This window comes from Nocardia sp. NPDC058244 (genome assembly GCF_042882065.1).
GTDB lineage: Bacteria > Actinomycetota > Actinomycetes > Mycobacteriales > Mycobacteriaceae > Nocardia.
Genome location: NZ_JBHVWX010000001.1, coordinates 1,231,509 through 1,254,948, shown reverse-complemented (window position 1 = coordinate 1,254,948; position 23,440 = coordinate 1,231,509). Strand labels below are relative to the sequence as shown.

Annotated in this window: 27 protein-coding genes; 12 read left to right on the top strand and 15 right to left on the bottom strand. The window is 70.2% G+C overall.

What is annotated here, in order from left to right; genetic code table 11:
* Positions 1 to 18: 18 nt before the first annotated feature.
* The gene (locus tag ACFVW6_RS05875; protein WP_378823336.1) at positions 19 to 1,536 is read right to left on the bottom strand and encodes an MFS transporter; all 1,518 of its coding nucleotides are present in this window, start codon (positions 1,534 to 1,536) and stop codon (positions 19 to 21) included.
* 173 nt (positions 1,537 to 1,709) lie between these two features.
* Between ACFVW6_RS05875 and ACFVW6_RS05870 the strand changes: the two genes are divergently transcribed.
* Entirely contained in the window at positions 1,710 to 2,450 is a 741-nt protein-coding gene (locus ACFVW6_RS05870) for a TetR/AcrR family transcriptional regulator (RefSeq protein ID WP_378823338.1), read from the top strand.
* Positions 2,451 to 2,453: 3 nt separating this feature from the next.
* Here the strand turns inward: ACFVW6_RS05870 and ACFVW6_RS05865 are convergent, their stop codons facing one another.
* The 4 genes from ACFVW6_RS05865 to typA form a co-directional block, all read right to left on the bottom strand.
* Entirely contained in the window at positions 2,454 to 2,894 is a 441-nt protein-coding gene (locus ACFVW6_RS05865) for a hypothetical protein (protein WP_355276401.1), read from the bottom strand.
* A 75-nt stretch (positions 2,895 to 2,969) separates the two neighbouring features.
* A complete protein-coding gene (mshB, locus tag ACFVW6_RS05860) occupies positions 2,970 to 3,863 on the bottom strand; it encodes an N-acetyl-1-D-myo-inositol-2-amino-2-deoxy-alpha-D-glucopyranoside deacetylase (RefSeq protein ID WP_355276403.1) in 894 nt (297 codons plus the stop codon).
* On the bottom strand, positions 3,860 to 5,581 hold the full coding sequence (locus ACFVW6_RS05855) for an ABC transporter family substrate-binding protein (RefSeq protein ID WP_378823340.1): 1,722 nt from the start codon (positions 5,579 to 5,581) through the stop codon (positions 3,860 to 3,862). The genes mshB and ACFVW6_RS05855 overlap by 4 nt, the downstream gene beginning before the upstream one ends.
* Before the next feature lie 149 nt (positions 5,582 to 5,730).
* Positions 5,731 to 7,635: a translational GTPase TypA gene (gene typA / locus ACFVW6_RS05850; RefSeq protein ID WP_355276407.1), complete on the bottom strand. Its 1,905-nt coding sequence runs from the start codon at positions 7,633 to 7,635 to the stop codon at positions 5,731 to 5,733.
* 124 nt (positions 7,636 to 7,759) lie between these two features.
* Here typA and ACFVW6_RS05845 point away from each other — a divergent pair, with 124 nt between their 5' ends.
* Positions 7,760 to 7,936, top strand: coding sequence for a hypothetical protein (locus ACFVW6_RS05845; protein ID WP_355276409.1), 177 nt, complete (start codon positions 7,760 to 7,762; stop codon positions 7,934 to 7,936).
* A 54-nt stretch (positions 7,937 to 7,990) separates the two neighbouring features.
* A complete protein-coding gene (locus ACFVW6_RS05840) occupies positions 7,991 to 8,290 on the top strand; it encodes a 4a-hydroxytetrahydrobiopterin dehydratase (protein WP_378823343.1) in 300 nt (99 codons plus the stop codon).
* A gap of 4 nt (positions 8,291 to 8,294) precedes the next feature.
* Here the strand turns inward: ACFVW6_RS05840 and ACFVW6_RS05835 are convergent, their stop codons facing one another.
* On the bottom strand, positions 8,295 to 9,518 hold the full coding sequence (locus tag ACFVW6_RS05835; protein WP_378823344.1) for a mannosyltransferase: 1,224 nt from the start codon (positions 9,516 to 9,518) through the stop codon (positions 8,295 to 8,297).
* 359 nt (positions 9,519 to 9,877) lie between these two features.
* On the opposite strand from ACFVW6_RS05835, the gene ACFVW6_RS05830 reads away from it, so the two are divergent.
* The gene (locus ACFVW6_RS05830; RefSeq protein ID WP_378823345.1) at positions 9,878 to 10,597 is read left to right on the top strand and encodes a hypothetical protein; all 720 of its coding nucleotides are present in this window, start codon (positions 9,878 to 9,880) and stop codon (positions 10,595 to 10,597) included.
* Between the two features lie 102 nt (positions 10,598 to 10,699).
* A complete protein-coding gene (locus ACFVW6_RS05825; protein ID WP_355276415.1) occupies positions 10,700 to 11,059 on the top strand; it encodes a hypothetical protein in 360 nt (119 codons plus the stop codon).
* Between the two features lies 1 nt (position 11,060).
* Here ACFVW6_RS05825 and ACFVW6_RS05820 read toward each other — a convergent pair whose 3' ends face one another.
* The 3 genes from ACFVW6_RS05820 to ACFVW6_RS05810 all read right to left on the bottom strand — a co-directional run bounded on the left by ACFVW6_RS05820 (position 11,061) and on the right by ACFVW6_RS05810 (position 13,863).
* Complete coding sequence (locus ACFVW6_RS05820) at positions 11,061 to 11,780, bottom strand: DUF1906 domain-containing protein (RefSeq protein WP_355276417.1); 720 nt, start codon at positions 11,778 to 11,780, stop codon at positions 11,061 to 11,063.
* Between the two features lie 161 nt (positions 11,781 to 11,941).
* Positions 11,942 to 13,090, bottom strand: a complete 1,149-nt coding sequence (locus tag ACFVW6_RS05815; RefSeq protein ID WP_378823348.1) for a hypothetical protein — start codon at positions 13,088 to 13,090, stop codon at positions 11,942 to 11,944.
* 188 nt (positions 13,091 to 13,278) lie between these two features.
* Positions 13,279 to 13,863: a CHAP domain-containing protein gene (locus ACFVW6_RS05810; protein ID WP_378823349.1), complete on the bottom strand. Its 585-nt coding sequence runs from the start codon at positions 13,861 to 13,863 to the stop codon at positions 13,279 to 13,281.
* A 418-nt stretch (positions 13,864 to 14,281) separates the two neighbouring features.
* On the opposite strand from ACFVW6_RS05810, the gene ACFVW6_RS05805 reads away from it, so the two are divergent.
* The gene (locus ACFVW6_RS05805; protein ID WP_378823352.1) at positions 14,282 to 15,019 is read left to right on the top strand and encodes a helix-turn-helix domain-containing protein; all 738 of its coding nucleotides are present in this window, start codon (positions 14,282 to 14,284) and stop codon (positions 15,017 to 15,019) included.
* 64 nt (positions 15,020 to 15,083) lie between these two features.
* Entirely contained in the window at positions 15,084 to 15,815 is a 732-nt protein-coding gene (locus ACFVW6_RS05800) for a helix-turn-helix domain-containing protein (protein WP_378823353.1), read from the top strand.
* 3 nt (positions 15,816 to 15,818) lie between these two features.
* Here the strand turns inward: ACFVW6_RS05800 and ACFVW6_RS05795 are convergent, their stop codons facing one another.
* A complete protein-coding gene (locus tag ACFVW6_RS05795; RefSeq protein ID WP_378823355.1) occupies positions 15,819 to 17,264 on the bottom strand; it encodes an MFS transporter in 1,446 nt (481 codons plus the stop codon).
* A gap of 52 nt (positions 17,265 to 17,316) precedes the next feature.
* On the opposite strand from ACFVW6_RS05795, the gene ACFVW6_RS05790 reads away from it, so the two are divergent.
* Together ACFVW6_RS05790 and ACFVW6_RS05785 are read left to right on the top strand one after the other, a co-directional pair.
* Positions 17,317 to 17,802: a MarR family winged helix-turn-helix transcriptional regulator gene (locus tag ACFVW6_RS05790; protein ID WP_357343121.1), complete on the top strand. Its 486-nt coding sequence runs from the start codon at positions 17,317 to 17,319 to the stop codon at positions 17,800 to 17,802.
* 19 nt (positions 17,803 to 17,821) lie between these two features.
* Entirely contained in the window at positions 17,822 to 18,145 is a 324-nt protein-coding gene (locus tag ACFVW6_RS05785; RefSeq protein WP_355276427.1) for a hypothetical protein, read from the top strand.
* Between the two features lie 5 nt (positions 18,146 to 18,150).
* Here the strand turns inward: ACFVW6_RS05785 and ACFVW6_RS05780 are convergent, their stop codons facing one another.
* Positions 18,151 to 18,441, bottom strand: a complete 291-nt coding sequence (locus ACFVW6_RS05780) for a hypothetical protein (protein ID WP_355276429.1) — start codon at positions 18,439 to 18,441, stop codon at positions 18,151 to 18,153.
* A gap of 270 nt (positions 18,442 to 18,711) precedes the next feature.
* Positions 18,712 to 19,773, bottom strand: a complete 1,062-nt coding sequence (locus tag ACFVW6_RS05775) for a DoxX family membrane protein (protein WP_378823358.1) — start codon at positions 19,771 to 19,773, stop codon at positions 18,712 to 18,714.
* A 118-nt stretch (positions 19,774 to 19,891) separates the two neighbouring features.
* On the opposite strand from ACFVW6_RS05775, the gene ACFVW6_RS05770 reads away from it, so the two are divergent.
* A complete protein-coding gene (locus ACFVW6_RS05770) occupies positions 19,892 to 20,503 on the top strand; it encodes a methyltransferase domain-containing protein (protein ID WP_378823359.1) in 612 nt (203 codons plus the stop codon).
* Here the strand turns inward: ACFVW6_RS05770 and ACFVW6_RS05765 are convergent.
* Together ACFVW6_RS05765 and ACFVW6_RS05760 are read right to left on the bottom strand one after the other, a co-directional pair.
* Positions 20,486 to 21,415 carry an AraC family transcriptional regulator gene (locus ACFVW6_RS05765; protein ID WP_378823361.1) on the bottom strand — a complete coding sequence of 310 codons (930 nt, stop codon included), beginning with the start codon at positions 21,413 to 21,415 and terminating at the stop codon, positions 20,486 to 20,488. The genes ACFVW6_RS05770 and ACFVW6_RS05765 overlap by 18 nt on opposite strands.
* A gap of 88 nt (positions 21,416 to 21,503) precedes the next feature.
* The gene (locus tag ACFVW6_RS05760; protein ID WP_357343111.1) at positions 21,504 to 21,641 is read right to left on the bottom strand and encodes a hypothetical protein; all 138 of its coding nucleotides are present in this window, start codon (positions 21,639 to 21,641) and stop codon (positions 21,504 to 21,506) included.
* A 21-nt stretch (positions 21,642 to 21,662) separates the two neighbouring features.
* Here ACFVW6_RS05760 and ACFVW6_RS05755 point away from each other — a divergent pair, with 21 nt between their 5' ends.
* On the top strand, positions 21,663 to 22,208 hold the full coding sequence (locus ACFVW6_RS05755) for a MarR family winged helix-turn-helix transcriptional regulator (RefSeq protein WP_378823363.1): 546 nt from the start codon (positions 21,663 to 21,665) through the stop codon (positions 22,206 to 22,208).
* Between the two features lie 18 nt (positions 22,209 to 22,226).
* Here the strand turns inward: ACFVW6_RS05755 and ACFVW6_RS05750 are convergent, their stop codons facing one another.
* A complete protein-coding gene (locus ACFVW6_RS05750; protein WP_378823364.1) occupies positions 22,227 to 22,820 on the bottom strand; it encodes a TetR/AcrR family transcriptional regulator in 594 nt (197 codons plus the stop codon).
* A gap of 79 nt (positions 22,821 to 22,899) precedes the next feature.
* Between ACFVW6_RS05750 and ACFVW6_RS05745 the strand changes: the two genes are divergently transcribed.
* Positions 22,900 to 23,325, top strand: coding sequence for a 4-oxalocrotonate tautomerase family protein (locus tag ACFVW6_RS05745; RefSeq protein WP_378823366.1), 426 nt, complete (start codon positions 22,900 to 22,902; stop codon positions 23,323 to 23,325).
* Positions 23,326 to 23,440: the final 115 nt, after the last annotated feature.

Sequence of the window (23,440 nt, the reverse complement as noted above, 5' to 3'; positions counted from 1 at the left end):
GTTTCCGCGCTCGGTGACCTAGACCGCCGCCGCCTCGAGCTCCGGTTCCGGCGCACCGGTTTTCACGTCCCGCATCAGGATGACCGCGAGCACCGCGGCGGCGACCGAAGCCAGCGCGCCGACACCGAAGGTGACCTGCATGGCGGTGCAGAAGGCGTCGCGCGCCAGCCCGATGACGGTGCCGTCACCGGTACCGAGCGCACCCGCGATCGACTCCCTGGCCGCGGCGGGCGCCGAGTCCGGCATGGCACCGGCGAAGGTGCCCGCCAGCACCGCGCCGAGCACCGCGACGCCCAGCGCCGCACCGGCCTGCTGGATGGTGTCGTTGAGCGCCGAGCCGACACCCGCGTGGTCCTCGGGCACCGCGCTCATCAGGGCGCCGATCGCGGCGGGCATCGCCAGGCCGCCACCGGCACCGAGCAGCGCCATCGCGACGGCGGGCAGGGTGAAGCTCGCTCCGGCGTCGAGGGTGGCCAGCACCGCGAAGCCCGCGGCGACCACGATCAGACCCGCGATGGTGACGATCCGCGCGCCCAGCTTGCCGACCAGCACCGCGCCGATGCCGTTGGCCACCAGCAGGGTGACGGCCATCGGGGTGAAGGCCAGCGCGGTCCGCATCGGCGAGTAGTCGAGCACGAACTGCAGGTACTGGGTGAGCACCAGGACCAGGCCGCCGTTGGCGAAGGTCACCAGGACCAGCGAGAAGCTGGAACCGGTGAAGGTGCGGTTACGGAACAGCTGCAGCGGGACCATCGGCTCGTCGGTGCGCAGTTCGCGGACCACGAAGGCGCCGAGGGCGAGCACGGTGACGGCGAAGCCGGCCAGCACGTCACGATCGGTCCAGCCCGCGTGCGGCACCGAGATGATGGTCCACACCAGCGCGGTCATGCCGATGATCGAGGTCAGCATGCCGGGGAGGTCGGGCCTGCGCCACGGGCCCTTGGACTCGGGCATCAGCACCAGCGCGGCCACGATGGCGACCGCCGCGATCGGCACGTTCATCACGAACACCGACCCCCACCAGAAGTGATCGAGCAGCACACCGCCGACGACCGGGCCGCCGACCATGCCGACCGTGGCCACCGCGCTCCACGCGCCGATCGCCTTGGGTCGTTCGTCGTCGTCGAAGACGGTGATGAGGATCGACAGCGTGCTCGGCATGATCAGCACGCCGCCGATGCCCATCAGCGCGCGGCCCGCGATCAGCAGTTCGGCGCTGGTGGCGTAGGCGGCCAGCAGGGACGCGCCGCCGAAGAGGACCAGGCCGATCACCATCACCAGCTTGCGGCCGAACCGGTCCGAGAGGCTGCCCGAGGTGAGCAGCAGGCCGGCGAACACCAGCAGGTAGGCGTCGATGATCCATTGGATCTGCTGCGCGCTCGCGTCCAGGTCGGTGGCGATCTGCGGGATGGCGACCGTGAGGACCATGTTGTCCACGATCAGTACCAGCGAGCTCAGGCACAGCACGATCAGGATCAGCCACCGGCGGGGGTTGCGGACCACCGGATCGGTGGCAGCCGTTGCGAGCGGGTCCATCCTGCTCTCCTCTCGAGTATCGCCGCACAGCGTGCGGTCATGTCGAACACTGTACGATCACAGAACGCTGTGCGCAATAGGTACGGCGTGCGTGATCCGTACACCGTTCCAGAGGGGCTATGCTGTGCGGACACGCGACGTGGAGACCGACATCACCAGCACAGGAGGCAGCGATGGCCGCGGGCAGCACGAACTCGACCGAGATCGCATCGGTGTGGACCAGGCCGACCCGTGAACGCCGAGATCAGCCCGCGCTCAGTCGAGATCAGATCGTCGACGAGGCGATCGCGCTGCTGGACGAGGAGGGCTTCGACGCGCTGAGCATGCGCAAACTCGGCGCGCGCCTCGGCGCCGGAGCCACCTCGCTCTACACGCACGTCGCGAACAAGGACGAGCTGCTCGAGCTGGTCGTCGACCAGGTCATCGGCGAGGTGCCGTGCCCGGAACCGGACCCGGCGCACTGGCGCGAACGGGTACACGCCCAGGCCGACGGACTGCGCGCGACGCTGCTGGCCCACCCGTGGGTCACCATCGTGTTCGGCAACGCCGCCCTGACCTACCTCGGCCCCAACATGATGCGGCTGACCGACTCGATGCTCGGGCTCGTCGAGGCGGGCGGTTTCTCCGACGAGGTCGTCGACGCCACCACCAACACGGCCTTCCGGTTCATCGTCGGCTCGTGCGCCAACGAGGCCGCGATGCTGATGACGATCGCCCGCAGCGGGCTGTCCACCGACCAGTGGGTCGACCAGGTGATGGCGGCCAGCGTCGCGGCCTCGGCGGACTTCCCGCGCCTGCACCGGCGCTATGTCGACCAGCGCGAGGAGATCGTGGCCGAGGCGGCGAGCGGGGTCGTGAACCGGTTCACCCAGGCCATCGACCTGATCCTGGACGGCGCCGAGACCCGCCGCTGACCCTCAGGCCCGGAACAGCCCCACGTTGGAGCGGTAGTACAGGTAGGCGGCGGGCGCGAGCACCCCGCAGGCCAGCAACAGCAGGGTGCGACCGTCGCTGCCGAGCAGGATGTCGCCGCCCGGTCCGCGCGAGGCCGCCACCAGGAATCCGAAGACCCACACCACGATCGGCGCGAAGGCGAAGCCGAGCCGCGAGGTCACCGACTCCATGCCGTAGACCAGCGCCACGTTGATCGGCGCGGCCAGCAGCGCCGCGACCGGCAGCGCGACGGCACCGACGTAGAGCGGCAGGAACAGCACCTCGAGCGCCAGCGTGATCAGCGCGTCGACGAGCAGCAGCACCACGATCAGCCCCGAGATCACCGGGTCGAACCGGGCGGGCAGGCGCACTGACCGCAGCACGGCGGTCGGCGTGCCTGCGGGCTGATCGGAGTCGGTCACCATGGGGGCGAGTCTATTCGGCCGGGCGGGCAGACCACGCCGCCGTCGGCAGCCGCCATCAGCCGACGCGTGTCCGGCTCAGTCGAGCCCGGCGAACAGGTCGTGCTCGAAGCCGTCGGCGCCGGCCTGCCCACGCGTGCCGCGCACGAGCGTGAAGTGTTCCTCGGGCAGCACCGGCAGCGCGATGTTGTTGGACAGGGCGAACTCCCGGCCACTGGGCGCGACGGTCACCTGGGTGGCGTGCGCGCGCATGGCGGCACGCTTGGCGGAGACCGCGTCGGCGACATCGACCACGGTGGTGACGCCGGTCGTCGTCATCGCGGCCAGTTCGGCCTCCACCGGCAACCGCCAGCCCGCGGGCAAGGCGCCGGGCAACTCGTCCACGGTGCGGCGGGCCAGCGCCGCGGTGTGCTGGCGCAGCAGGTCGCCGTCGGTGACGGTCCAGTAGAACTTGGGCACGTCCCAGCCCCGCGCCGCGGCGGCTTCGACCGCGGCTGTGGTGATCTCGTGCGCGCGGATGTGATCGGGATGGCCGTACCCGCCGCGCGGATCGTAGGTCACCACGACCCGCGGCCGCAGCTCCAGCAGCACCTCCACCAGGGCCTCGACCGCCGCGTCACCGGAGTTCACGAAGGCCCGCGGATGCGCGGCCGACGGGGTGCCCGCCATGCCGGAATCGCGCCACCGGCCCGCGCCGCCGAGGAACCACGGCGCGCCCGCGTCCAGCGCGGCCAGCGCCGCGGTGAGCTCGGTGATGCGGTAGCCGCCGAGCTGGTCGGCCTCGGCGGCGACCAGGCCCGCCCAGCGCTCGCCGATGACCTCGCCCTCCTCGCCGAGCGTGCAGGTCACCACGGTGACCGGGACGCCGCGCTTGCGATAGTGCGCGATAGTGCCACCGGTGGTGAGGGTTTCGTCGTCGGGATGGGCGTGCACCAGCAGCAGACCGCCGGTCTCGCGGGTCGAATGCGTCATGGGATCCTCCGCCATTGCGCCGTGTCGCCGAAGATGCCGACCTGGATCGCGCCGGCCATCGAGACGCCGTCCACCCGCGGACCCGCCGCGGCGACGACGTTGTCCTGCACGATCGGCAGCACCGTCGACAGTTCCCACAGCTTGGGCTCGGCCTCGGCCAGCACGCGCGGCACCTCGACACCGCGCAGCGCCTCGTCGATCGAGGGTTGCAGGGACGGATCGCACACGCCGCCGATATTGCTCGGCGCCTTGCGGTAGGCCTCGGCCGCGGCCAGCGCCTTGCTGTCGGCACCGGGGAGTTCCGGCGGCGGGCAGCCGTAGCGGGAGGCCAGCACGGTCGCCGGGTCGTCCCCGGCCAGTTCCCAGCCGACGATGGCGTCGATCGCGGATTCGGTGAGGTCCTTGCCGTACAGCTCGTCGGCGGGCACGCCGCGCACGGTGGCATCGATGCCGGCGCTGCGCAATTGGTCGGCGGCGGTGTTGGCCACCGCCAGCGTCGCCGCGTCCTCGTTGACGGCGCCGATCCGCACCGACAGGACCTTGCCGTTGCGCGCGACCGAGCGCGGGCGCGGCGCGGGTGAGGTCGGCGAGCCGGTCTGCGGGGTCTCCGGCGCGCGGCCGAAACCGGCCTCGGCCAGCAGCGCGAACGCCTCCTCGGTGCTCAGTCGCGGCGGCGCGGTCGGCACATAGCCGGGACTCGACGGCGGAAGGACCTGGGCGCGTGCGGGTTCCACCCAACCGCCGGTCTGCGCGCCGACGGTGGCCAGCAGCGCGGGATCGAGCAGCGCGAGCACCGCCTTGCGCACGCGCGGGTCGGCGAGATCGCCCGAGCGGCCGTTGAGCGCCAGTTGCAGCTCGCGGGCCTGCGGCATGATCGTGGTCCGCACCGAGGGGATCGCGGCGAGCTGGGCCTGGGTCGCGACACCGCCGTGCACCAGCGCCATCTGGGCGTCACCGGTGCGCAGCGACTCGGCCAGCTGCGAGGGGGTGCCACCGCGGCGGAACAGGATCTGGTCCGGCGCGGCCGGGGTGCCCCAGAAGCGGTCGTTGCGCTCGAGCAGGATCTCGTCGCGACCGCGGTCGACCGACTTGATGGTGAAGTTGCCGCCCGAGACCGGAATCCGGTCGACCAGGCCGCTGGTGAAGCCGCCCGGCGAATCCTTCACCAGGTGCGAGGGCAGCAGGTTCGAGAACAGTTCGCGCCAGGCCGGATACGGCTGGGACAGCGTCACGGTCACCGTCTTGCCGCCCCCGGAGGACGCCACGTCCGAGATCAGCCGGTAGCCGGCCGGATCGACCACTCCGGGCTGCGTCGTCATCTGCTGCCACAGGAACCGGAAGTCCTCGGCCGCGATCGGGGCGCCGTCGGACCAGTTGGCCTGGTTGCGCAGCGTATAGGTGATCGTGAACGGTTCCTGCGCGGTCACCTCGGCCGACTCGATCAGCGAGGCGTCGGGCACCCAGTCGACCACGGCCGGATGCGCCTGCGCGGCCACCGGCCGGAACGGGCTCGGCAGCACCATCGAACTCACCGCGTTGGTGGCCGGCGACTGATCCGAGCGCAGATGCGGATTGAAACCGATGCCGATGTCGTCGATCGCGACCACGACCGTGTTCTTCCCCGGCTTGGCCTGGGTGGTCTTGGGCGAATCGGTGCTCTCGATCGGCGGCGGTGGATTCGCGGTGCAACCGGCGAGGACCGCCGTCGAGGCCGTCATCGCCATCACCGCCACGCGCCACCTCGCGCGTCTGACCCCCGAACTCACTCTGGCACCCTACCTCGCTCATCTGCCCGGAGCCCGGCACCGGTCACTGCGGAAACGACAGTGGGACGGTACCGAAGTACCGTCCCACTGTCAGAACCCGATCAGGAGTTGCTCACCGCGCGGTCGCGCGCCTTGCGGCGCGACAGGTCGCGAGCACGCTCGTTGGCGCCGAGCACCACCTTGCGCACGCGGACGACCTCCGGGGTGACCTCGACGCACTCGTCGCCTGCACAGAACTCCATCGCCAGCTCGAGGTCCAGGGTCAGCGGCTTGGCCAGGGTCTCCATCACGTCAGCGGTCGCGCTGCGCATGTTCGTCAGCTTCTTCTCGCGGGTGACGTTGATGTCGAGATCCTCGGCACGCGGGTTGATGCCGACGACCATGCCCTCGTAGGTGTCGGCACCCGGCTCGACGAAGAACTGACCGCGGTCGGCCAGCTGGATCATCGCGAACGGGGTGACGGAGCCTGCGCGGTCGGAGACCAGCGAACCGGTGTGGCGGGCGCGGATCTCACCGGCCCACGGCGCGTAGCCGTGCGAGACGGCGTTGGCGATGCCGGTGCCGCGGGTCTCGGTGAGGAACACGGTCCGGAAGCCGATGAGGCCACGCGAGGGCACGATGAACTCCATGCGCACCCAGCCCGCGGCGTGGTTGCTCATCTGCACCATCTTGCCCTTGCGGGCGGCCAGCAGCTGGGTGATCGCGCCCAGGTACTCGTCGGGGCAGTCGATGGTCAGCTCTTCGAACGGCTCGTGCACCTTGCCGTCGACCTGCTTGGTGACCACCTGCGGCTTGCCGACGGTCAGCTCGAAGCCCTCGCGGCGCATCTGCTCGACCAGGATGGCCAGCGCCAGCTCACCACGGCCCTGCACCTCCCAGGCGTCGGGACGGCCGATGTCGAGCACGCGCAGCGACACGTTGCCGATCAGTTCCTGGTCCAGGCGCGACTTCACCATGCGGGCGGTCAGCTTGTGGCCCTGCACCCGGCCGACCAGCGGCGAGGTGTTGGTGCCGATGACCACCGAGATGGCGGGCTCGTCGACGGAGATGCGCGGCAGCGCGACCGGGTTCTCGATGTCGGCGAGGGTGTCGCCGATCATGATGTCCGGGATGCCCGCGATGGCGACGATGTCACCGGCGACGGCGACCTCGCCGGGCTGGCGCTCGACACCGATGGTCTGCAGCAGCTCGGTGATCTTGACCTGCTTGGCGCCGTCGGCGTTGATCCAGGTGACGTTCTGGCCCTTGCGCAGCTCGCCGTTGTGCACGCGCACCAGCGCCAGGCGGCCGAGGAAGGCCGAGGCGTCGAGGTTGGTGACGTGGGCCTGCAGCGGCGCCTCCGGGTTGCCCTTGGGCGCCGGGATGTTCTCCATGAGCACGTCGAACAGGGCGTCGAGGTTCTCGGCGGCGGGCGCCTGACCGTTCTCGGGGCGCTCCTTGGAGGCCTTGCCCTCGCGGCCGGAGGCATACAGGACCGGCAGGTCCAGCGCCAGCTCGGCGGCTTCGGCGGCCTCGTCGTCGAGGTCGGAGGCCAGGTCGAGCAGCAGGTCGTGCGACTCCTCGACGACCTCCTCGATCCGGGCGTCGGGGCGGTCGGTCTTGTTGACGACCAGGATCACCGGCAGCTTGGCCGCGAGCGCCTTGCGCAGCACGAACCGAGTCTGCGGCAGCGGGCCCTCGGACGCGTCGACCAGCAGCACGACACCGTCGACCATGGACAGACCGCGCTCGACCTCACCACCGAAGTCGGCGTGGCCGGGGGTGTCGATCACGTTGATGACGGTGACGGAGCCGTCGGGGTGATGGCGGTGCACCGCCGTGTTCTTGGCGAGAATGGTGATGCCCTTCTCGCGCTCCAGATCTCCGGAGTCCATGACCCGGTCGACCAGCTCGGCTCGCTCAGCGAACGCGCCCGACTGACGAAGCATGGCGTCGACCAGCGTCGTCTTGCCGTGGTCGACGTGGGCCACGATGGCGACGTTGCGAAAATCGCGTGTAGACGACACGCCTCAATCCTCCTGCTGTTGGTGTATTGGCGCGCATTCATCTGGCATCGCGGCCTGTTACACCCTACCGGTACCGGAGTGGCACGCACGTGTCAGGCTTTGTACTTAGGGTACGCTAACCCGCATGGGCAAGGTGAAGGCTAAGAAGGTGTCGAGCCTGAAGCCGAAGAAAAAGTGCTGCAGGAAGAAGACGCGGTGCTTCAAATGTCCCGTCGTCATCATGCGCATGAAGAAGGCCGAGGCCGCCGGAGTGTGCGGCAAAGATCTCAAAAAGGCGCTGGAGAAGGCGCGCGCGGCCTGAGGCGGATGACCACGGGCGATGCGTGCTGCCCGAACCAGGCGTAGAACTGCAGGTATGGGTACTCCGAAACCGGCGTTGCTCTCCGATCCCGAGATCACCATCGCCCTGGCCACTCTCCAGGAGTGGTCCCGCGACGGTGCCGCGATCACCCGCACGGTGCAGGCCGCGTCGTTCCCGGCAGGCATCGAACTGGTGCGCAAGGTCGCCACCGCGGCCGAAGCGGCCGACCATCATCCCGACATCGATATCCGATGGCGCACACTGCGATTCACCCTGAGTACGCACTCGGCCGGTGGCCTCACCGCCAACGACACGGCCATGGCGCACACCATCGACGACATCGTCGGCGGCTGAGTCCTCAGCTGGTCGCGGGGACTTCGGCACGGCGGCCGAGCCCGCGCGCCTGGGCGCGCAGGGTCTCGCGGCCGTGCCAGATCAGCCAGCCGAGCAGCACGAACACCCCGATCACGTCGACCGCGCCGAGCCAGGCCAGCGGCCACGGCCGGGGAATCGCCCAGATCGTGGGCTGCGCGAACGACAGCACCCAGGGGACGCCGATCAGCATCGTCAGCACCCAGAAGCCCGCGATGATCCGCGCGACGCGCTCCCGCCGCAGCGGCCCGTAGAGCAGCCACAGCACGGTCGGGATCAGCCAGACCCAGTGGTGCGACCAGGAGATCGGCGAGATCATCAGCCCGAACAGCTGCACCAGCACCAGGGTGCCGAGCCGGTCGTCGGGGCCGAGCGTGCGCCAGGCCAGGACCGCCAGCACCGCCGTGACCAGCACCGCGGCGATCCACCACGGCCCGGACTGCACGTCGTAGCCGAGGATCCGGCTCAGCGTGCCGCGCAGCGACTGATTCCAGACCGAGCCCACCGGCCCGATCCGGTCCGCGTCACCGAGCAGGGTGCCGAAATACCGCTTCGCCTCGTGCGCGTTGATGAGAAAGCTCACAGCGACGGTCAGCCCGAAGGCCGCCGCCGACCACAGCACCGTCGCCCAGCGGCGGCGGGCCACGAAGTACAGCCCGGTGATCGCGGGCGTCAGCTTGATGCCGGCGATCACACCGACCAGCGTGCCCGAGATCCACCAGCGCGCACTGCGCACCGCCAGCATCGCGCCGAACACCAGGAACACATTGACCTGGCCGTAGTCGATGGTGGTGCGCACCGGCTCCAGCCAGACCCCCAGCGCCGTCCAGCCGACCGCGGCGGTGATCCAGCGTGGCTGGCGGGCCCGGTCGGCGCCGAGCAGCAGGTCGAAGCTGATCCGGATCACGCCGTAGAGCGCGGCGACGGTGGCCAGCATCCAGCCGACCGCGACCGCCGAGAACGGCAGATAGTGCAGCGGGAAGAAGACCAACGCGGCGAACGGCGGATAGGTGAACGGCAGCGGGAAGTCCGGCGTCTTCTCCGCGTAGGTGAAGTCGTAGAGGCGATCGGTGAGCAGCGCGGCCGACCCGTCCACATAGACGTGCAGATCGACGACATTGAGGCCGTTCTTCGCGAACAGCATCCAGCCCAGCCTGGCGAGCACGGACAATCCGAGCAGCGCGAGAGCCCATCGGAGGTGTCGGTTCAATGCCAGGCTTTCGGTCGAGTGGGCGGCGTCGCGGTGCTTTCCTCACCTTAACCGGGCGGGCACGGACAGCCGCGCGCACGGCCTCACGCGCGAGCGCGCGACACCATCGGTAACATTTGCATCAACATCCCCAGGTGTAACACCGACGGGGGTTAGCGTCGATGAACACGGCCGCCGGTTCGCCGCCGACGGCCGGGCGGCTGTACAACACGGCAGCGATGTCCTTAGAGTGACCCCGACATCGAAGGGCTCGACACCCCTCGCCCCATCGCAACACCGAGGTAAGGACGGCTAGACAAGTGCTTCGTAGCCGAGGATCGCGGATCGCAACGACCGCATTCGCCATTGCGGCAAGCGCCATGCTCGTCGCGCCGGCGTCGACCGTCGCCGCTCCGGCGCCTGCCCCGCAGGCCGCGCCGATCAGCGTGCCGATGGTGCCCGAGGGCGTCCCGGTCGACGCGCTCGCCGCCTTCGCCCCCGCCGTCGCGGGCCTGATCGCCGGCCCCGCCGACGTCGCCAGCCCGCAGACCGCGCTGCTCGATCAGGCGCGCGCCCTGCTGGCCACCCTGAACCTGCCGCCCGCCATCAAGTCGACGCTCGAGCGGATCATCACTTTCCTCGACGGCAGCGGCGGCGGCGGCCCGGAGATCCCGCAGGACGGCCCGGTCATCGCCCAGTTCCTGTACCCGACGATCGGCAAGGGCTGCATCGGCGACGGTGCCGACTCGGTCGGCACCGCGCTCGCGGTCGCCGGTCCGGCGCAGCTGCCCCCGCCCGGCGTCGCCGCCGGTCAGGCCGGTTTCGTGTTCACCGCGCTCGGCACCAAGGCGCCGACCGCCGAGCAGAACCCGCCGATGACGGTGCAGTGGCTCAACCTCGACACCCGCCAGTCCGCGATCCAGACGCTGACCGACGAGGCCAAGATCAACCCCGGCGGCCCGGCCACCCTGTCGGCCATCGCCAGCACCGGGCACGGCCGCGTCGTCGCCGTCGTCTCCGGTTCGCTGACCACGCAGGCCGAGGGCGCCGCCCCGCGCACCTGCAACTTCCTGCCGACCCTGGGCTTCTTCACCGTCTAGGTCCGCGACACACCGAGCCCGGTCCGTTCCCTCGGGAACCGGCCGGGCTCTGTCGTTGTCAGCGGGTTCCCGCGAGCACCGCGATGTGGTAGACCGAGAACCATGGCGACCACGCAAGGTTCACCCCGCGCCGCTCGGTCGATCCGCAGTCGGCGGTCCAGCCGCTCCATCCTGTCCTATCGATCCGAGGGTTCGATCCTGTCGATCGGGTCGGCGTATTCGATCCTGTCGATCGGCAGTGTCGGCTCGGTGCTGTCCGTCGGTTCGGTCGGCTCGTTCGGGTCGGCGATCTCCTCCGGCTCGTTCCTGAGCCTTGGCTCGGCGCTGTCCGGCCTGTCCCGCTGGTCACTGCTGGCGTGGCGGGGCGTGCTCGCCGAACCCGAGGGCAGGCCGACGCTGCGGGTCATCCCCGACGACGAGCCGGACCTGCGGCTCGCGCCGACCTGCCACTGCCAGACCTAGCTCACCACTGGCCGTAGTCGGTGGCCAGCACCCGATTCAGGTCGACGCCGATCCCGTCGATGTCGCGCTTGTCGATCTCGAACTGGTGCAGCTGCGCGCCGGGGTGCACATAGCCCTTCGGTGTGCCCCAATTGTGCTGCCAGAACCAGGAACCCAGCCCGGCGTCGAGCGCGCGGTCGATGGTGGGGGTATTGGCGTAGATGCCGACGAGGTCGGCGCCGAGCACCGACTGCCACCCCTCGATATACGGGGCGATCATCTCGTCGAACTCCTCCTCGGACGGGTTGTCGTCGATGGAGGCGTAGATCGGCGCGGTGTCGGGACCGCCCGCGGCGGTGTGTAATTCCCAGCCGCGCTCGGCGTGCCGCTTGCCCGCTTCCAGGCCGCCGCGCCAGTCGGCCGTCGGGCCCTTGCCGAACTGATAGTTCGACACGATCGACAGCCCGGCCGCCCACAGATCCTCGACCTCGGCCGCCAGCAGCGGTTTGCCTTCCATCCACTCCGCGCCGGGCCTGCGGTCGGACACATACCGGATCACCCCGATGTGCCCCGCGGCCCTGATCGACTCGGCCGAGGGCACCCCGGCGGCGTAATCGACCAGCGTGCCGAAGGATTGGGCGGCCGCGGGCGCGGCGGAGGTGGCGGCCAGGCCGAGCCCGACCGTGGTCGCGGCGGCGGCGAATCCGAAGAACTCCCGCCGGGTCACCGGAACAGAACGCATCGCAGAGCTCCTTCGCGCAACCCGACCCTCAACCGGCAGCGTGCCCGGCGCGCCTTCCCCGAATCCCGCGCGCCGGGAGCCTCGAACGTGCACTCATTTCACCACAACCACAGGAGAACCGCCAGAACCAAAGGTCACTTTCGTCCCAGCTGTCACACAGGTCAGGTGGCGCTGTCGATGGCCGCGCCCACGTCGATCGTGCGGGTCGACGGATCGGCCAGCTCGGTGCTGACCACGGCGACGACCTGCGCCACCACCTGCCGCTTGATCCCGGCCAGCCGGGCCAGCGTGGCCGCGCGCAGCCCCTTGGCGGTGAACTCCATCGAGATGTCCTCGACCGCGGGCGGCGGCACATCGATGACGATCTGCAACGGCTCGGCGGCCTTGGCCGTGAGGACCAGCGGAATCTCCAGGTCGGCGCGGTAGTGGTTGGCCTTGAGCACGTCGACGGTGATGTCGAGGCCGACGGGCAGGGTCATGTCGAACACGCGCGGGTCACCCGGGACGCCCACCCCGCGATCGATCACGCGCGGCTGCTCGATCGCGCCGCGCACGGTCACCGTGGCCGCGCCGCGCGGGCCCTCCGAGAGCGGCCCGACCACGATCTCGCTGCCCGCCATCTGCGCGACGACGTCGTGCACGCGGTCCCTGGTGACGATGTGGGTGAAGAACCGCAGGCCGAACTCGCGGAAGTCGATCCACTCGAAGACGGTGTCGTTGCGGTGCGGCGAGCGGTAGCCGTCGAGGATGGCCTCGATGTCGAAGACCCGCTCGGAGCGGACCTTCGGATCGCCGACGATGGCGTTCACCCGGTTCGCGACCTCGCGCTGCACGAGACCGGCGATCGGGTCGAGCAGCATCTCCCACGCGGTGTCGATGGCCTCGGCGCGCAGGGTGAAGCTCACGTCCCTGGCGGTCACCGGAGCCACGTCGATCACCACCAGCAGTGGTTGCGCGGTGCGCGCGTGCAGCGTCAGCCCGATCTCGACCACGGCGGCCAGGCGCAGTTTGCGCCCGCCGAGCACGAGATTCACCGCCAGGGTGAGCGGTACGCGGACGTTGAAGGCCAGCGCGTCACCGGGATTGCGGGTGACGGCGGGGGTGCCGAGGGTGCCCTCGGCGACGAATCCGGCCAGTCCGGCGGGGCCGAGGGAGAACGGTCCGATCGTGATACCGCGGCCGGTCATGCCCGCGACCGCCGCGGCGATGCGCTCCTCGGTCACCGCGTAGGTGACGAAGCGCTCGCCGAAATCGGCATAGTCGATCCACCTCGGGTCTCGACGAGCGTCCTCGGTCACCTTCGCGCGCACATCGGACACCGTACGTGACGGAGGGAAACCCCCGGGTAATGGCACAACTCCCCCGTCCTGCCGATGAGGGGGAAGCAGGACGGAGGGGTCGGCCGGGGCGCTGCCGGGCGCCACCGCTTCCATCGTACGGGTACCCGCGTGGTACCGCCGTCCAGGTTCATGGCAGTTGTCTTGAGCGACAATCGATTTCAGAAACGCCCATAACCGACCAGATCAGCGGTTTCGGCCGGTCGGATGGTCCGCACCCGTACCCCGCCCAGTTCGTTGCCGCCGATCGTGGTGATCGTGTCGCCCTCGGCCTTCAGCACGATGTTGGTGTGCTGGCCGAGCGGGCTGTCCGGGCCGTAGAGCACCACATCGCCGGTCCGGGGTCGGTAGCCGACGTTGCCGGGGGTGAACCGGCCGACCTGCTGGTAGTACTCGGTCAGCGTGTAGACGCCGGGGATGCGCCAGGACCCGGAATTCGGATTGGCCAGCGGCCTGCCCGCCGCGCGCATCGTCCAGCTGACGAAGTCGGCGCACCACGCCTCTTCGACGCCCTCGGCGTACTTCGTGCCCGCGCCGGGGCGGTCGTATTCCTGGCGCAGCACGTCGACCAGGGCGATCTGCTGTTCGTCGAGGTGTTCGCTGTCCAGCGCGGGGAACTGCTCGCCCCAGTCGTGCTGCCACCACACGAGTCCGACGACGACCACCGCCGTCACCGCGAGCAATCCCGAGATGCCGAGCGCCCAGCGCCCCCGGCGACCGGTACGTTCGGCTTGCAGTTGCGTCATCGCCCCCCGCTTTCGATCTGTCCTCTGTCCTCTAAGACGAACCGGAGGCGGTCGCGGTTCCCGGATCGGGAAGCGAATTTGTGTGCTCCGGAGCGGGCCGGGCGGGAGACGATCACCGGGTGGACCCCTGCGCCACCCGGGTATCGGCTCGCTACCGCGCTCTCGGCGCGCATCCAGCGTGCGTGCCGTCCCCTCCGGCGACGTCCACGCGCGGGGCGCGGACGTGGTTGCGAACACGTACCGCTCCGGAACACACAGTCTTGACCAGCGCGTACTCCGGCCTGGATCACCGTGCCGCGATGGACAGTCAGCCGGTCGCTGTCCCGTCCGGCTGTGAGAATTTTTGCGAACGCTTTACTGTCGGTCAAGCTAGACGACTGTCCCAGTTTGTCCCAATGATTGCCCGAAGGGATCGCGCGTGGAAGACCCGCATGCGCCGATCGCGCGGTACCTCCGCGAACGACGCGAGACGGCCGGCCTGACCAGAACGGCGCTCGGCGCCCTCGCCGGCGTCTCACCGGCGCTCATCCAGAAGATCGAGCAGGGCACCCGCTCGCCCACGCTGGAGGCGCTCACGGCACTGTGCCACGCGCTGCAGGTCCCCGACCTGATCCGCGACCACCTGGTGTCGCTGTCGCTGTCGCACCGCTTCGACAAACCGGAGCCGCCGGTGCAGCCCCAGATCTCGGCGACCGATCAGCTCCTGCTCGACAGCTTCGCGTATCCGGCCAGCATGCAGCGGTTCCCGACCTTCGACGTCCTTGCCGTCAACGACGCCTGGGCCCGGCAGTTCCCCGGGCTGGAGCCGGGCACGACCCTGCTGGAGTGGATGCTGCTGCACCCGGCGGCGCGGACGGTGGTCCTGCACTGGGAGCGGCAGATCCACATGAGCGTCTACAGCTTCCGGGTGATCAGCCCCGGCGTGGTGCCGCAGGCGCGGATCGACGAGCTCATCGCGTCGTGTGCGCGGGCGCCGGAGTGGCAGGCGCTGTGGTCGACGGAACCGCCGCCGCCCTACGGCATCGAGTCGCCGGAGCTGGTGGTCCGGCACGTCGACACCGGCGAGCCCACCGCGATGGCGATGCACAACCTCGATTTCACGTTGCCACACCGCACCTGGTCGCTGGTGGTCATGGTGCCGAAGGGGACCACCTAGTCTCTTTCCATGGCCACACCGGCCGCCCGCCCGAGTCCACCGGCCCGAAAGAGGAACTGCGACGTTGGAGAATCCGCATCCGCCGATCGCCCGGTACCTGCGCGAACGTCGCGAGTCGGCGGGCCTGACCCGCGCGGCGCTCGGCGCCGTCGCCGGGATCTCGCCCGCGCTCATCCAGAAGATCGAGCAGGGCACCCGGCCGCCGACCCTCGAGGCGCTGACCGCGCTGTTCGACGCCCTGACCGTCCCCGATGTGATGCGCGATCACCTGATCTCGCTCGCGATCGCGGCCCGCTACGAATCCGTGCCGCTGCCCCTGGTGCGCCCGGCCGACCTGGTGCTGCTCGACGGGATCACCCATCCGGCCAGCTTGCAGATGCACCCGACATTCGACGTGGTGGCCACCAACACGGCGTGGCGGCAGTGGTTTCCCGGCCTGGAGGCGGGCGCCTCGATGCTCGAGTGGATGCTGCTCGACCCGCGTGCCAAGACCGCGCTCGTGGACTGGGACGAGCAGACCCACATGTGTATCTATGGTTTCCGGCTCATGGGACCCGGCCTTGCCCCGGAGCGCCGGATCGCCGAGATCGTCGAGACCTGCGCGCAGGCGCCCGAGTGGACGAAGTTCTGGACCACCGACCCGGCCGGGGCACACAGTCTCGATGGACCGGTCATGTACCTGCGCGACCCGGCGACCGGCGCGACCACCGCGATGACCGTGCATTCGCTCGGCTCGTCGCTGGTGCCGCGCCGGGACTGGTCGCTGGTCGTCTACGCGCCGATCCCGGCCGGCTGAGCGTCAGTCGGTCTTGCGGACCGGGATGCAGGCGGTCAGCACGATCGCGACCGCCGCGCCCGCCATCGCGATGAAGAAGGCGGTGTGGAAACCCTCGCGCGAGGGCAGCACGTGCGGGCCGAGCTGCATGGTCATGTGCGCGAGCACCACGCTCATCACCGCCGCCGAGGTGGAGGTACCGATCGAGCGCATCAGCGAGTTCAGGCCGTTGGCCGCGGCCGTCTCGCTGATCGGCACCGCGCCCATGATCAGCGCGGGCATCGCGGCGTAGGCCAGGCCGACGCCACCGGCGACGATCACCGCCGACAGCACGATCTGCCAGACGCTGTCCATCATCACCAGCGCGCACAGGTAGCCGATGCCGATCACCGCCGAGCCGAGGGCCAGCGTCAGCTTGGGGCCCTTCTTCGCCGACAGCCGCGCCGAGACCGGCGAGAGCAGCATCATGACCAGCCCGGTCGGCGCCATCGCCAGACCGGCGACGACCATCGACAGGCCGAAGCCGTAGCCGGTCGCCTCGGGTGCCATCAGCAGCTGCGGGAAGGTCAGCGACATGCCGTAGAGCGCGAACCCGACCGCGATCGAGGCCAGGTTGGTGAACAGCACCCGCGGCCGCGCGGAGACCCGCAGATCGACCAGCGGCGCGGACTGACGCAGTTCGTACAGACCCCAGAGCAGGAAGCTCGCCAGCGAGACGGCGAACAGCGACAGGATGGACGCGCTGGCCCAGCCCCAGTCGGCGCCCTTGGTGATGCCGATCAGCAGCGTGAGCAGCGCGATCGACAGACCGACCGCACCACCGAAGTCGAAGCGCGCCGGCGTGCGCACCGGCGACTCCGGCACGAAGACGAACACCAGCACCGCGCACAGCGCGCCGAGCCCGGCGGCGGTCCAGAACAGCACGTGCCAGTTCGCGTTCTGCGCGATGACGGCCGCGAACGGCAGCCCGATCGCGCCGCCCACGCCGAGGGTCGCGCTCATCACGGCCATCGCGCCGCCGACCTTCTCGGCGGGCAGTTCGTCGCGCATGATGCTGATGCCCAGCGGGATCGCGCCCACCGCGGCGCCCTGCAGCGAGCGGCCGACGATCTCGGGCAGCAGCGAGGAGAAGCTCGCGCAGATCACCGAGCCGACGATCATGAAACCGAGATTGACGACGAGCACCAGCCGCTTGCCGAACATGTCGCCGAGCTTGCCCGCGATGGGCGTGGAGACCGCGCCCGCCAGCAGGGTCGCGGTGACCACCCAGGAGGCGTTGGACGCCGAGGTGTTCAGCAGGCCGGGCAGCGACGGGATGATCGGGATGACGAGCGTCTGCATGAGCGAGACGACGACACCGACGGTACTGAGCACCGCGATGAGCACGGCCGGCGTGACGCCGCGGGTTTCGGGAGAGGCCGGCGAGACGTCGGCTGCGGTAACAGACACGTTATGCACCGTACATAGCATGTGTATAGTACACAATTTGGATTCGCGGTGATCCACGCGACATAGTTGGCACATGTCCGATTCCGGCCCCGCCGACGACACCCCGTTCACCCGCCTGGTGTTCGAGCTGAACCTGATCTCGCGCCACTTCCCCACCACGACGCGCCGCCGCCCCGGCTTCGCGCTCGACCGCTCCGCGTTCCTCATCCTCACCCGCCTCGACCTGGGCGAACCGCTGAGCCTGCGCGAACTGTCGGAGGCGTTCCAGCTGGATATCTCCACCATCAACCGGCAGGTCGGCGCGATGCTGAAGCAGGATTTGGTCGAGCGGGTGCCCGATCCGGAGGGCGGCGTCGCCAGGAAGGTGCGCGCGACCGCCGAGGGCAAGGCCGCGCTGGCCGCCGATCAGAAACACCGGGCCGCGGGGATCGGCGTGGTCGTCGCCGACTGGGACGCCGAGGACGTCGCCGAATTGAGCAGGCTCATGCAGAAGTTCAACCACTCGGTCGAGCGGATCGAGGAAAACCCGTGGCCGAGACCGCCGCGCGCGCACGACTGAGCGCGCTAAGCTCCGCCGCGTGGTCACTCAACGGTCTACCCGCCCGAGCTGGCTCGCCTGGGACAACTACTTCGTCGGCGTCGGCGGACTGGTCCTCGGCCTGTGCTTCGGCACCTGCGCCGCGCTGATCGCCGGCCCCGGCCGCAATCTCGCGGCCGTCGTCCTCGTCGTGCTCGCGGTGATCTGTGTCCTGCCCGCGCTGCTGCGCGCCGTCGCCGAACTCAGCGTCTGGGTCCGGCTGGCCGTGCTGATCATCGGCTTCGCGCTGCTGCTGCCCGCGATCGCGCTCAGCCCCGACGTGCGGGACTGGGCGGCGGAACGCTGGGAACGGGCCTGGAAGTAGCTGTCCTACAGCTGATTACGCGGCACCGCGAGCAGCATCTGGATCGCCTTCTGGATGAACTGCGACGACTGCCAGGTCAGGTAGGCGCCCGCGGCGCCCGCCGCGGCCGCGCCGCCCGAGGATCCGGTGGCCGAGCCAGAGGCCAGATCCGCCGAGCCCGTGGCCGAACCGGTCGCCGAGCCCGAGCCGGGCAGCGCCGAGGCGGGCGCGGCCGCGCCGAGCAGCCCGATCGTCATGGCGACGCCCACCAGGGCGGCGCGCGCTGCGTACTTGGACGTTTCCCGACCGGACACCATCAGCTGAATCCCACTCTCCGAAAAGCACTGCGAACATGCAGTATTCACGCCGAATACACCCGCCAAACCCGATTCGCGTGGATTGACCATTTCGCACGGTTCTCGGCGGGCATTTTTCGGCGATACGGCCCGACCCGTGTTCATTCTCCGCCGGGCCGGGCATCGTCGACAGACCACGGATCTCGGGGCAGGCGCCATCGCGCCGCGACGGACTGAATACCGGTGCGGGTCAGCGCCTCCCGAGGTGAGCCGAGGTCGTCGGCTCCCTGGTCAGCGGGCGGCCGCCCGGCGTTCCCGCGCCGCTTCCTCGAATCGCTCCGCCCGCTCACGGACGAGGTCGGCCGCCTGCGCGCTCCGCGCCCACGCGACATCGAGCAGGTGCGCGCCCCGCTCCCGCGCGGCCTCGGCCAGCACCGGCCCACGTTCCCTGGCCACCTCGGCAAGATGCGCGCCCTGCGCCCTGGCCACCTCCGCCAGCGCCGGACCACGCTCCTTGGCCACCACGGCCAAATGCGCACCCCGCTCCCGCGCGGTCTCGGCCAGCTCGGGGCCACGCTCCCTGGCCACCTCGGCCAGCTGCACGCCCCGTTCCCTGGCGGCCTCGGCCAGCTCAGGACCACGCTCCCTGGCGACCTCGGCCAGCTGAACGCTCCGTTCCCGCGCGGCCTCGGCCAGCTCCGGGCCGCGTTCCTTGGCGACCTCGGCCAGCTGCGCACCGCGCTCCCGGGCCGCCTCGGCGAGCTGCGGGCCACGATCGCGCGCGATCTCGGCGAGTTGCGTGCCCCGCTCGTCGGCGACTTCGGCGAAGTGCGCGCCCCTGACCTTGGCCGCGCCGACGATGGCCGCGCTCTCGGCCGCCACCCGCGATTCCCGGCTCGACAGCGCCTGTCTGGCCCGCCAGCCCAGCGACGGCTTGCCCGCCGTATCGGACGCGGTGATCAGCAAGCCGCCGAGCAGCCCGAGATCCTTGAGGAACCCGGCGCGCTTGGCCGCCCGGCGATCCGGGTCCGGCTCGGCCCAGAAGTCCTGCTCGGTGACGGTGCCGGGGATCACCGTCGCGGCCAGCACCAGCGCGGCCGGACGCGGTGCGCGGCCGCTGGCCAGCAGTACGCCGCCCGCGATCTGGGTGACGGCATTGACCTTGACCAGGCGGCCCGGGTCGTCGGGTATCCGCGCGGCCAGCGCATCGGGCAGACTCCCCCGGCTCTGGTCGGCGAGCGCGGCCGCGGCCGCGGCCCGCGGTTTCGGATGCAGCAACGCGTTGACACCACCGGCGACGAACGTCGCCGCCAACAGGGTGCGGGCAACACGGCGGACTGGCTTGATCGGCATCGTCTGATCCCTTCGTCTACGACTGGGGAGTACGGCTCCTCCCCATTCGACTACCCGGGACCCCGCACCACAAACGATCCACACAACGATCCGATCACACCGCGCTAGCGTCGATGCCGTGTCCGACACCACCGTCCGCACGGCCTACGCCGCGATCCACAAGCTCTACATCGACCTGTTCGGCAGCCCCGCCGACCTGCATCCCGACGACGCCGACCTGGCATTACGCCATCTCACCGACGCCCCCGGCCCGGTCCTCGACCTGGGGTGCGGTCCCGGCCACTTCACCCAGTTCCTGCACGCGGCCGGCATCGCCGTCACCGGCGTCGATCTGGTCCCCGAGTTCATCGCGCACGCCCGCTCGCGCTACCCGGACGTGCCGTTCCGCGTCGATTCCCTGCGCACCGTCGACGCACCCACTGCCTCGATCGGCGGTGTGCTCGCGTGGTACTCGCTGATCCACTTCACCCCGGCCGAACTGCCGGCGATCCTGGCGGAATTCGCCCGGGTCCTCGTGCCCGGCGGTCGCCTGGTGCTCGGCTTCTTCGACAGCACCGAGCAGGTCGAGGTGTTCCCGCACAAGGTGACCGCGGCCTATCGCTGGCCGGTCGACGAGCTGGCCGAGGTGCTGCGCGCGGCCGGTTTCATCGAACGGGAACGGCGGCAGCGCCCGGCCGAGGGTGCTGTCCGCCCGCTGGCCGCGCTGGCCTGCTCACGCGCTCATCGGTAGTTCGGGCTGGGCGGGCAGCCGCACCGAGGTCGCCCTGACCACGCGGAACTGTCCCGGCGTCATGCCGGTCTCGAGCTGGAAGGCACGGTAGAACTGCCGCGCCGAGGAGAATCCGCTGGCCTCGGCGATCCTGGCCACCGCCCGCGCCCGGTCGCGCAGCAGCAGCTGGCGGGCGTGGCGCACCCGCATCCGGCGCAGCATGGCGGCCGGGCTGGTGCCCAGCGACGCGAAGGCGCGGTGCAGGGTCCGGCGCGAGACCAGGCAGCCGCGCGCGATGCCGTCGACGGTGAGCAGCGGATCGGTGAAGTGCCTGCGCAGGAACACCAGCAGCTGACCGCGCGAGAGGACCCGCGCCTGCCGCACCACCGTCCGGCGCGCGGAGGCGGCGACGATCGAGCGCACCAGATCCAGCCCGCCCGCCGCCAGCGGCCCGGCCTGCTCGGGCTGCGGCAGCGCCACGACACCGGCGAAGAACCGGGCGATCACCTCGCCCGCGCCGGCGGCCGGGATGTGCAGCGGCAGCGCCGCGCGGAACGCCGGGCTCTCGGCGAGCACCTCGGCGGGCAGCCGCAGCACGACCTGGGCCCACTCGCCGTGCATGGCCCACCGGAAGGGCTCGCTCGCGCGGTACACGATCAGGTCGCCGGGACCGACCTGGAAGGTCCGCCCGGCGTGCGCGAGCTCCCCGGTCCCTTCGAGCTGGATGCTCACCAGCAATTCGTCGCCGCGCGGCGCCGGCTCGCGCGGCGCGCGCCGCAGCGTCTGCCGCCCGGCTCGCAGGATCGTCAGATCGAAGCCGGGGAACCGGTGTGATTCGATCCGTCCCGTGCAGCTCGGCTCCGCGCCGGACTCCACCAGGACCGGGACGACGGCCTGCGAAACCCGGCGTGCCCAGTCCTCTCCAATGCACATCTCAGATGCCCCCTGACCCAACACATTTCGTGATTCGGACGGTTATCCGGTGGTTTCTCTCTCGAGATCACCTCTGCGCCAAAGGTTTTCAGATGGCAGTGACCCACACCAACCGAGCGGCCGGAATCCCCGCCACGGCGATAGTGAAATCTTCAACAAATAGCGCGCGGACATCGCTGTTCGTGGTGCCGACAAATAGCTTCGGCGCGTCGGGTGTGATCGACATCAAGGCGGTAATATCCGCTCCATGGTGGACGAGCGTTCCCGCTCGGCGCACGAGAGCGACAACGAGCTGACGCCACGGGAGCGACTGGCGTGGCGCACCTACCTCGCCGGAAAGTCCAATCTCGACGAGGTCGTCAACCGCCAATTGGAACAGGGCCACAACCTGAGCTTTCCCGAATTCCGGATTCTGCTCGCCCTACACCGCGCACCCCAGCAGGCCCTGCGCATGAGCGTGCTCGCCGACCGGGTCCACGTCTCCCGCGGCCAGCTCACCCACCTGGTCCGCGCCCTGGAAGCCCGCGATCTGGTCCTGCGCAGGCCCGACCCGCACGACCGCCGCGGCGTCGTCGCCCACCTCACCCCGACCGGCAGCCGGACCGTGGAAGCCGCCCTCCCCGGCCACGAGAGAATAGTTCGGGACCACTTCGTCGAACCCGTCACCGACATCGCGCTCGATACCGTCGCCGACGCCTTCGGGCGCATCGCGCGAAATACGACGGAATTGTCGGCGGGTACCGGAAAAGGCTCCGGAAAAGTCCGCCGGGAACCGACTGATTCGAATAAATGAATAGGAACTCGGCCGAGTTCAGTTCGGCTGGTCCGCGGTAGCGCCGAGGACGCCGCGCACCACACTTTCCAGCGCCTCGGCGGTCTGGTCGAGCGGGCGGATGCTGCGCTGCGCCCGGCACAGCGCGACAGTGCCCTCGATGGCGGCGACGATCAGGGTGGCGGTCCGCTCGGCGGCGTCCGCGGTCGCGCCGTGCTCGCGCAGCGCGTCGGCGAGCAGGACGGTCCAGTGACCGAATGCCTCGGCCGCGGCGCGGCGCGGTTCGTCGTCATCGTCGGGCTGGTCTTCCACCGACACCGCCAGCACCGGGCACCCGGCCTGGAAATCACTGTCCACCACGATCTTTCGCCACATGGCCACGAATGCGCGCAGACCGTCGACCGGACCGGCGGGCAGCTCCGCCGTCAGTTTGCGCACCGTCAGCGCGTCCGCCAGCCGCACCGCCTCGGCCGCCAGCTGCGACTTGCCGCCGGGAAAGTAGTGATACGTCGAGCCGAGCGGCGCGCCGGAGTGCTTGGCCAGCTCGCGCACGCTGGTCGCGTTCAAGCCGCGACGCCGCAGCATGTCGGCAGCACCGGCCACCAAGCGATCGCGCGCATCCGACTGCGCCATCCCACACCTCCTTGACCATAACGACCGTCATAGCGTACCGTCCGAGACTTATAACAGTCGTTATAACGGAGGTGTTCCCATGCCGATGATCCAGCTCACGCTGCCCGCGGACGTCCTGTCCGGCGCTGCCCGGCAGCAGTTGCAGAAGACGCTCGCCACCACGCTGCTCACCTGGGAAGGCGCCCCCGACACCGCGTTCTTCCGGGCCCAGGCGTGGTGCCTGATCCACGAGGTGCCCACCGGCGCCTTCGGCACCGCCGAGGACGACCTGCCCCGCTTCCGGGTCGACGCCACCGTCCCCGCGGGCGCCCTCTCCGACCGCCGCAAGGCCGGTCTGGTGCGGCAGGTGACCGACGACGTCCTCGCCGCCGCAGGCCTCACCGAGGCCGACGCCCTCCGGGTCTGGGTCCTCATCCACGAACAGCCCGAAGGTACCTGGGGCGCGGCGGGCAACATCATCCGCTTCGCCGAACTGAAAGCGCTCGCGGCCCAGGCCCGCGGCTGATGCGGGAACTGCACCTCGTCCGCGCCCACCACCTGGCCTGGCGCGAACGACCCGACCCGGTCCCGGGCTGGCGGTCGCGCACGGCGCCGAGGTCGTCGACTACGTCGATCACCGG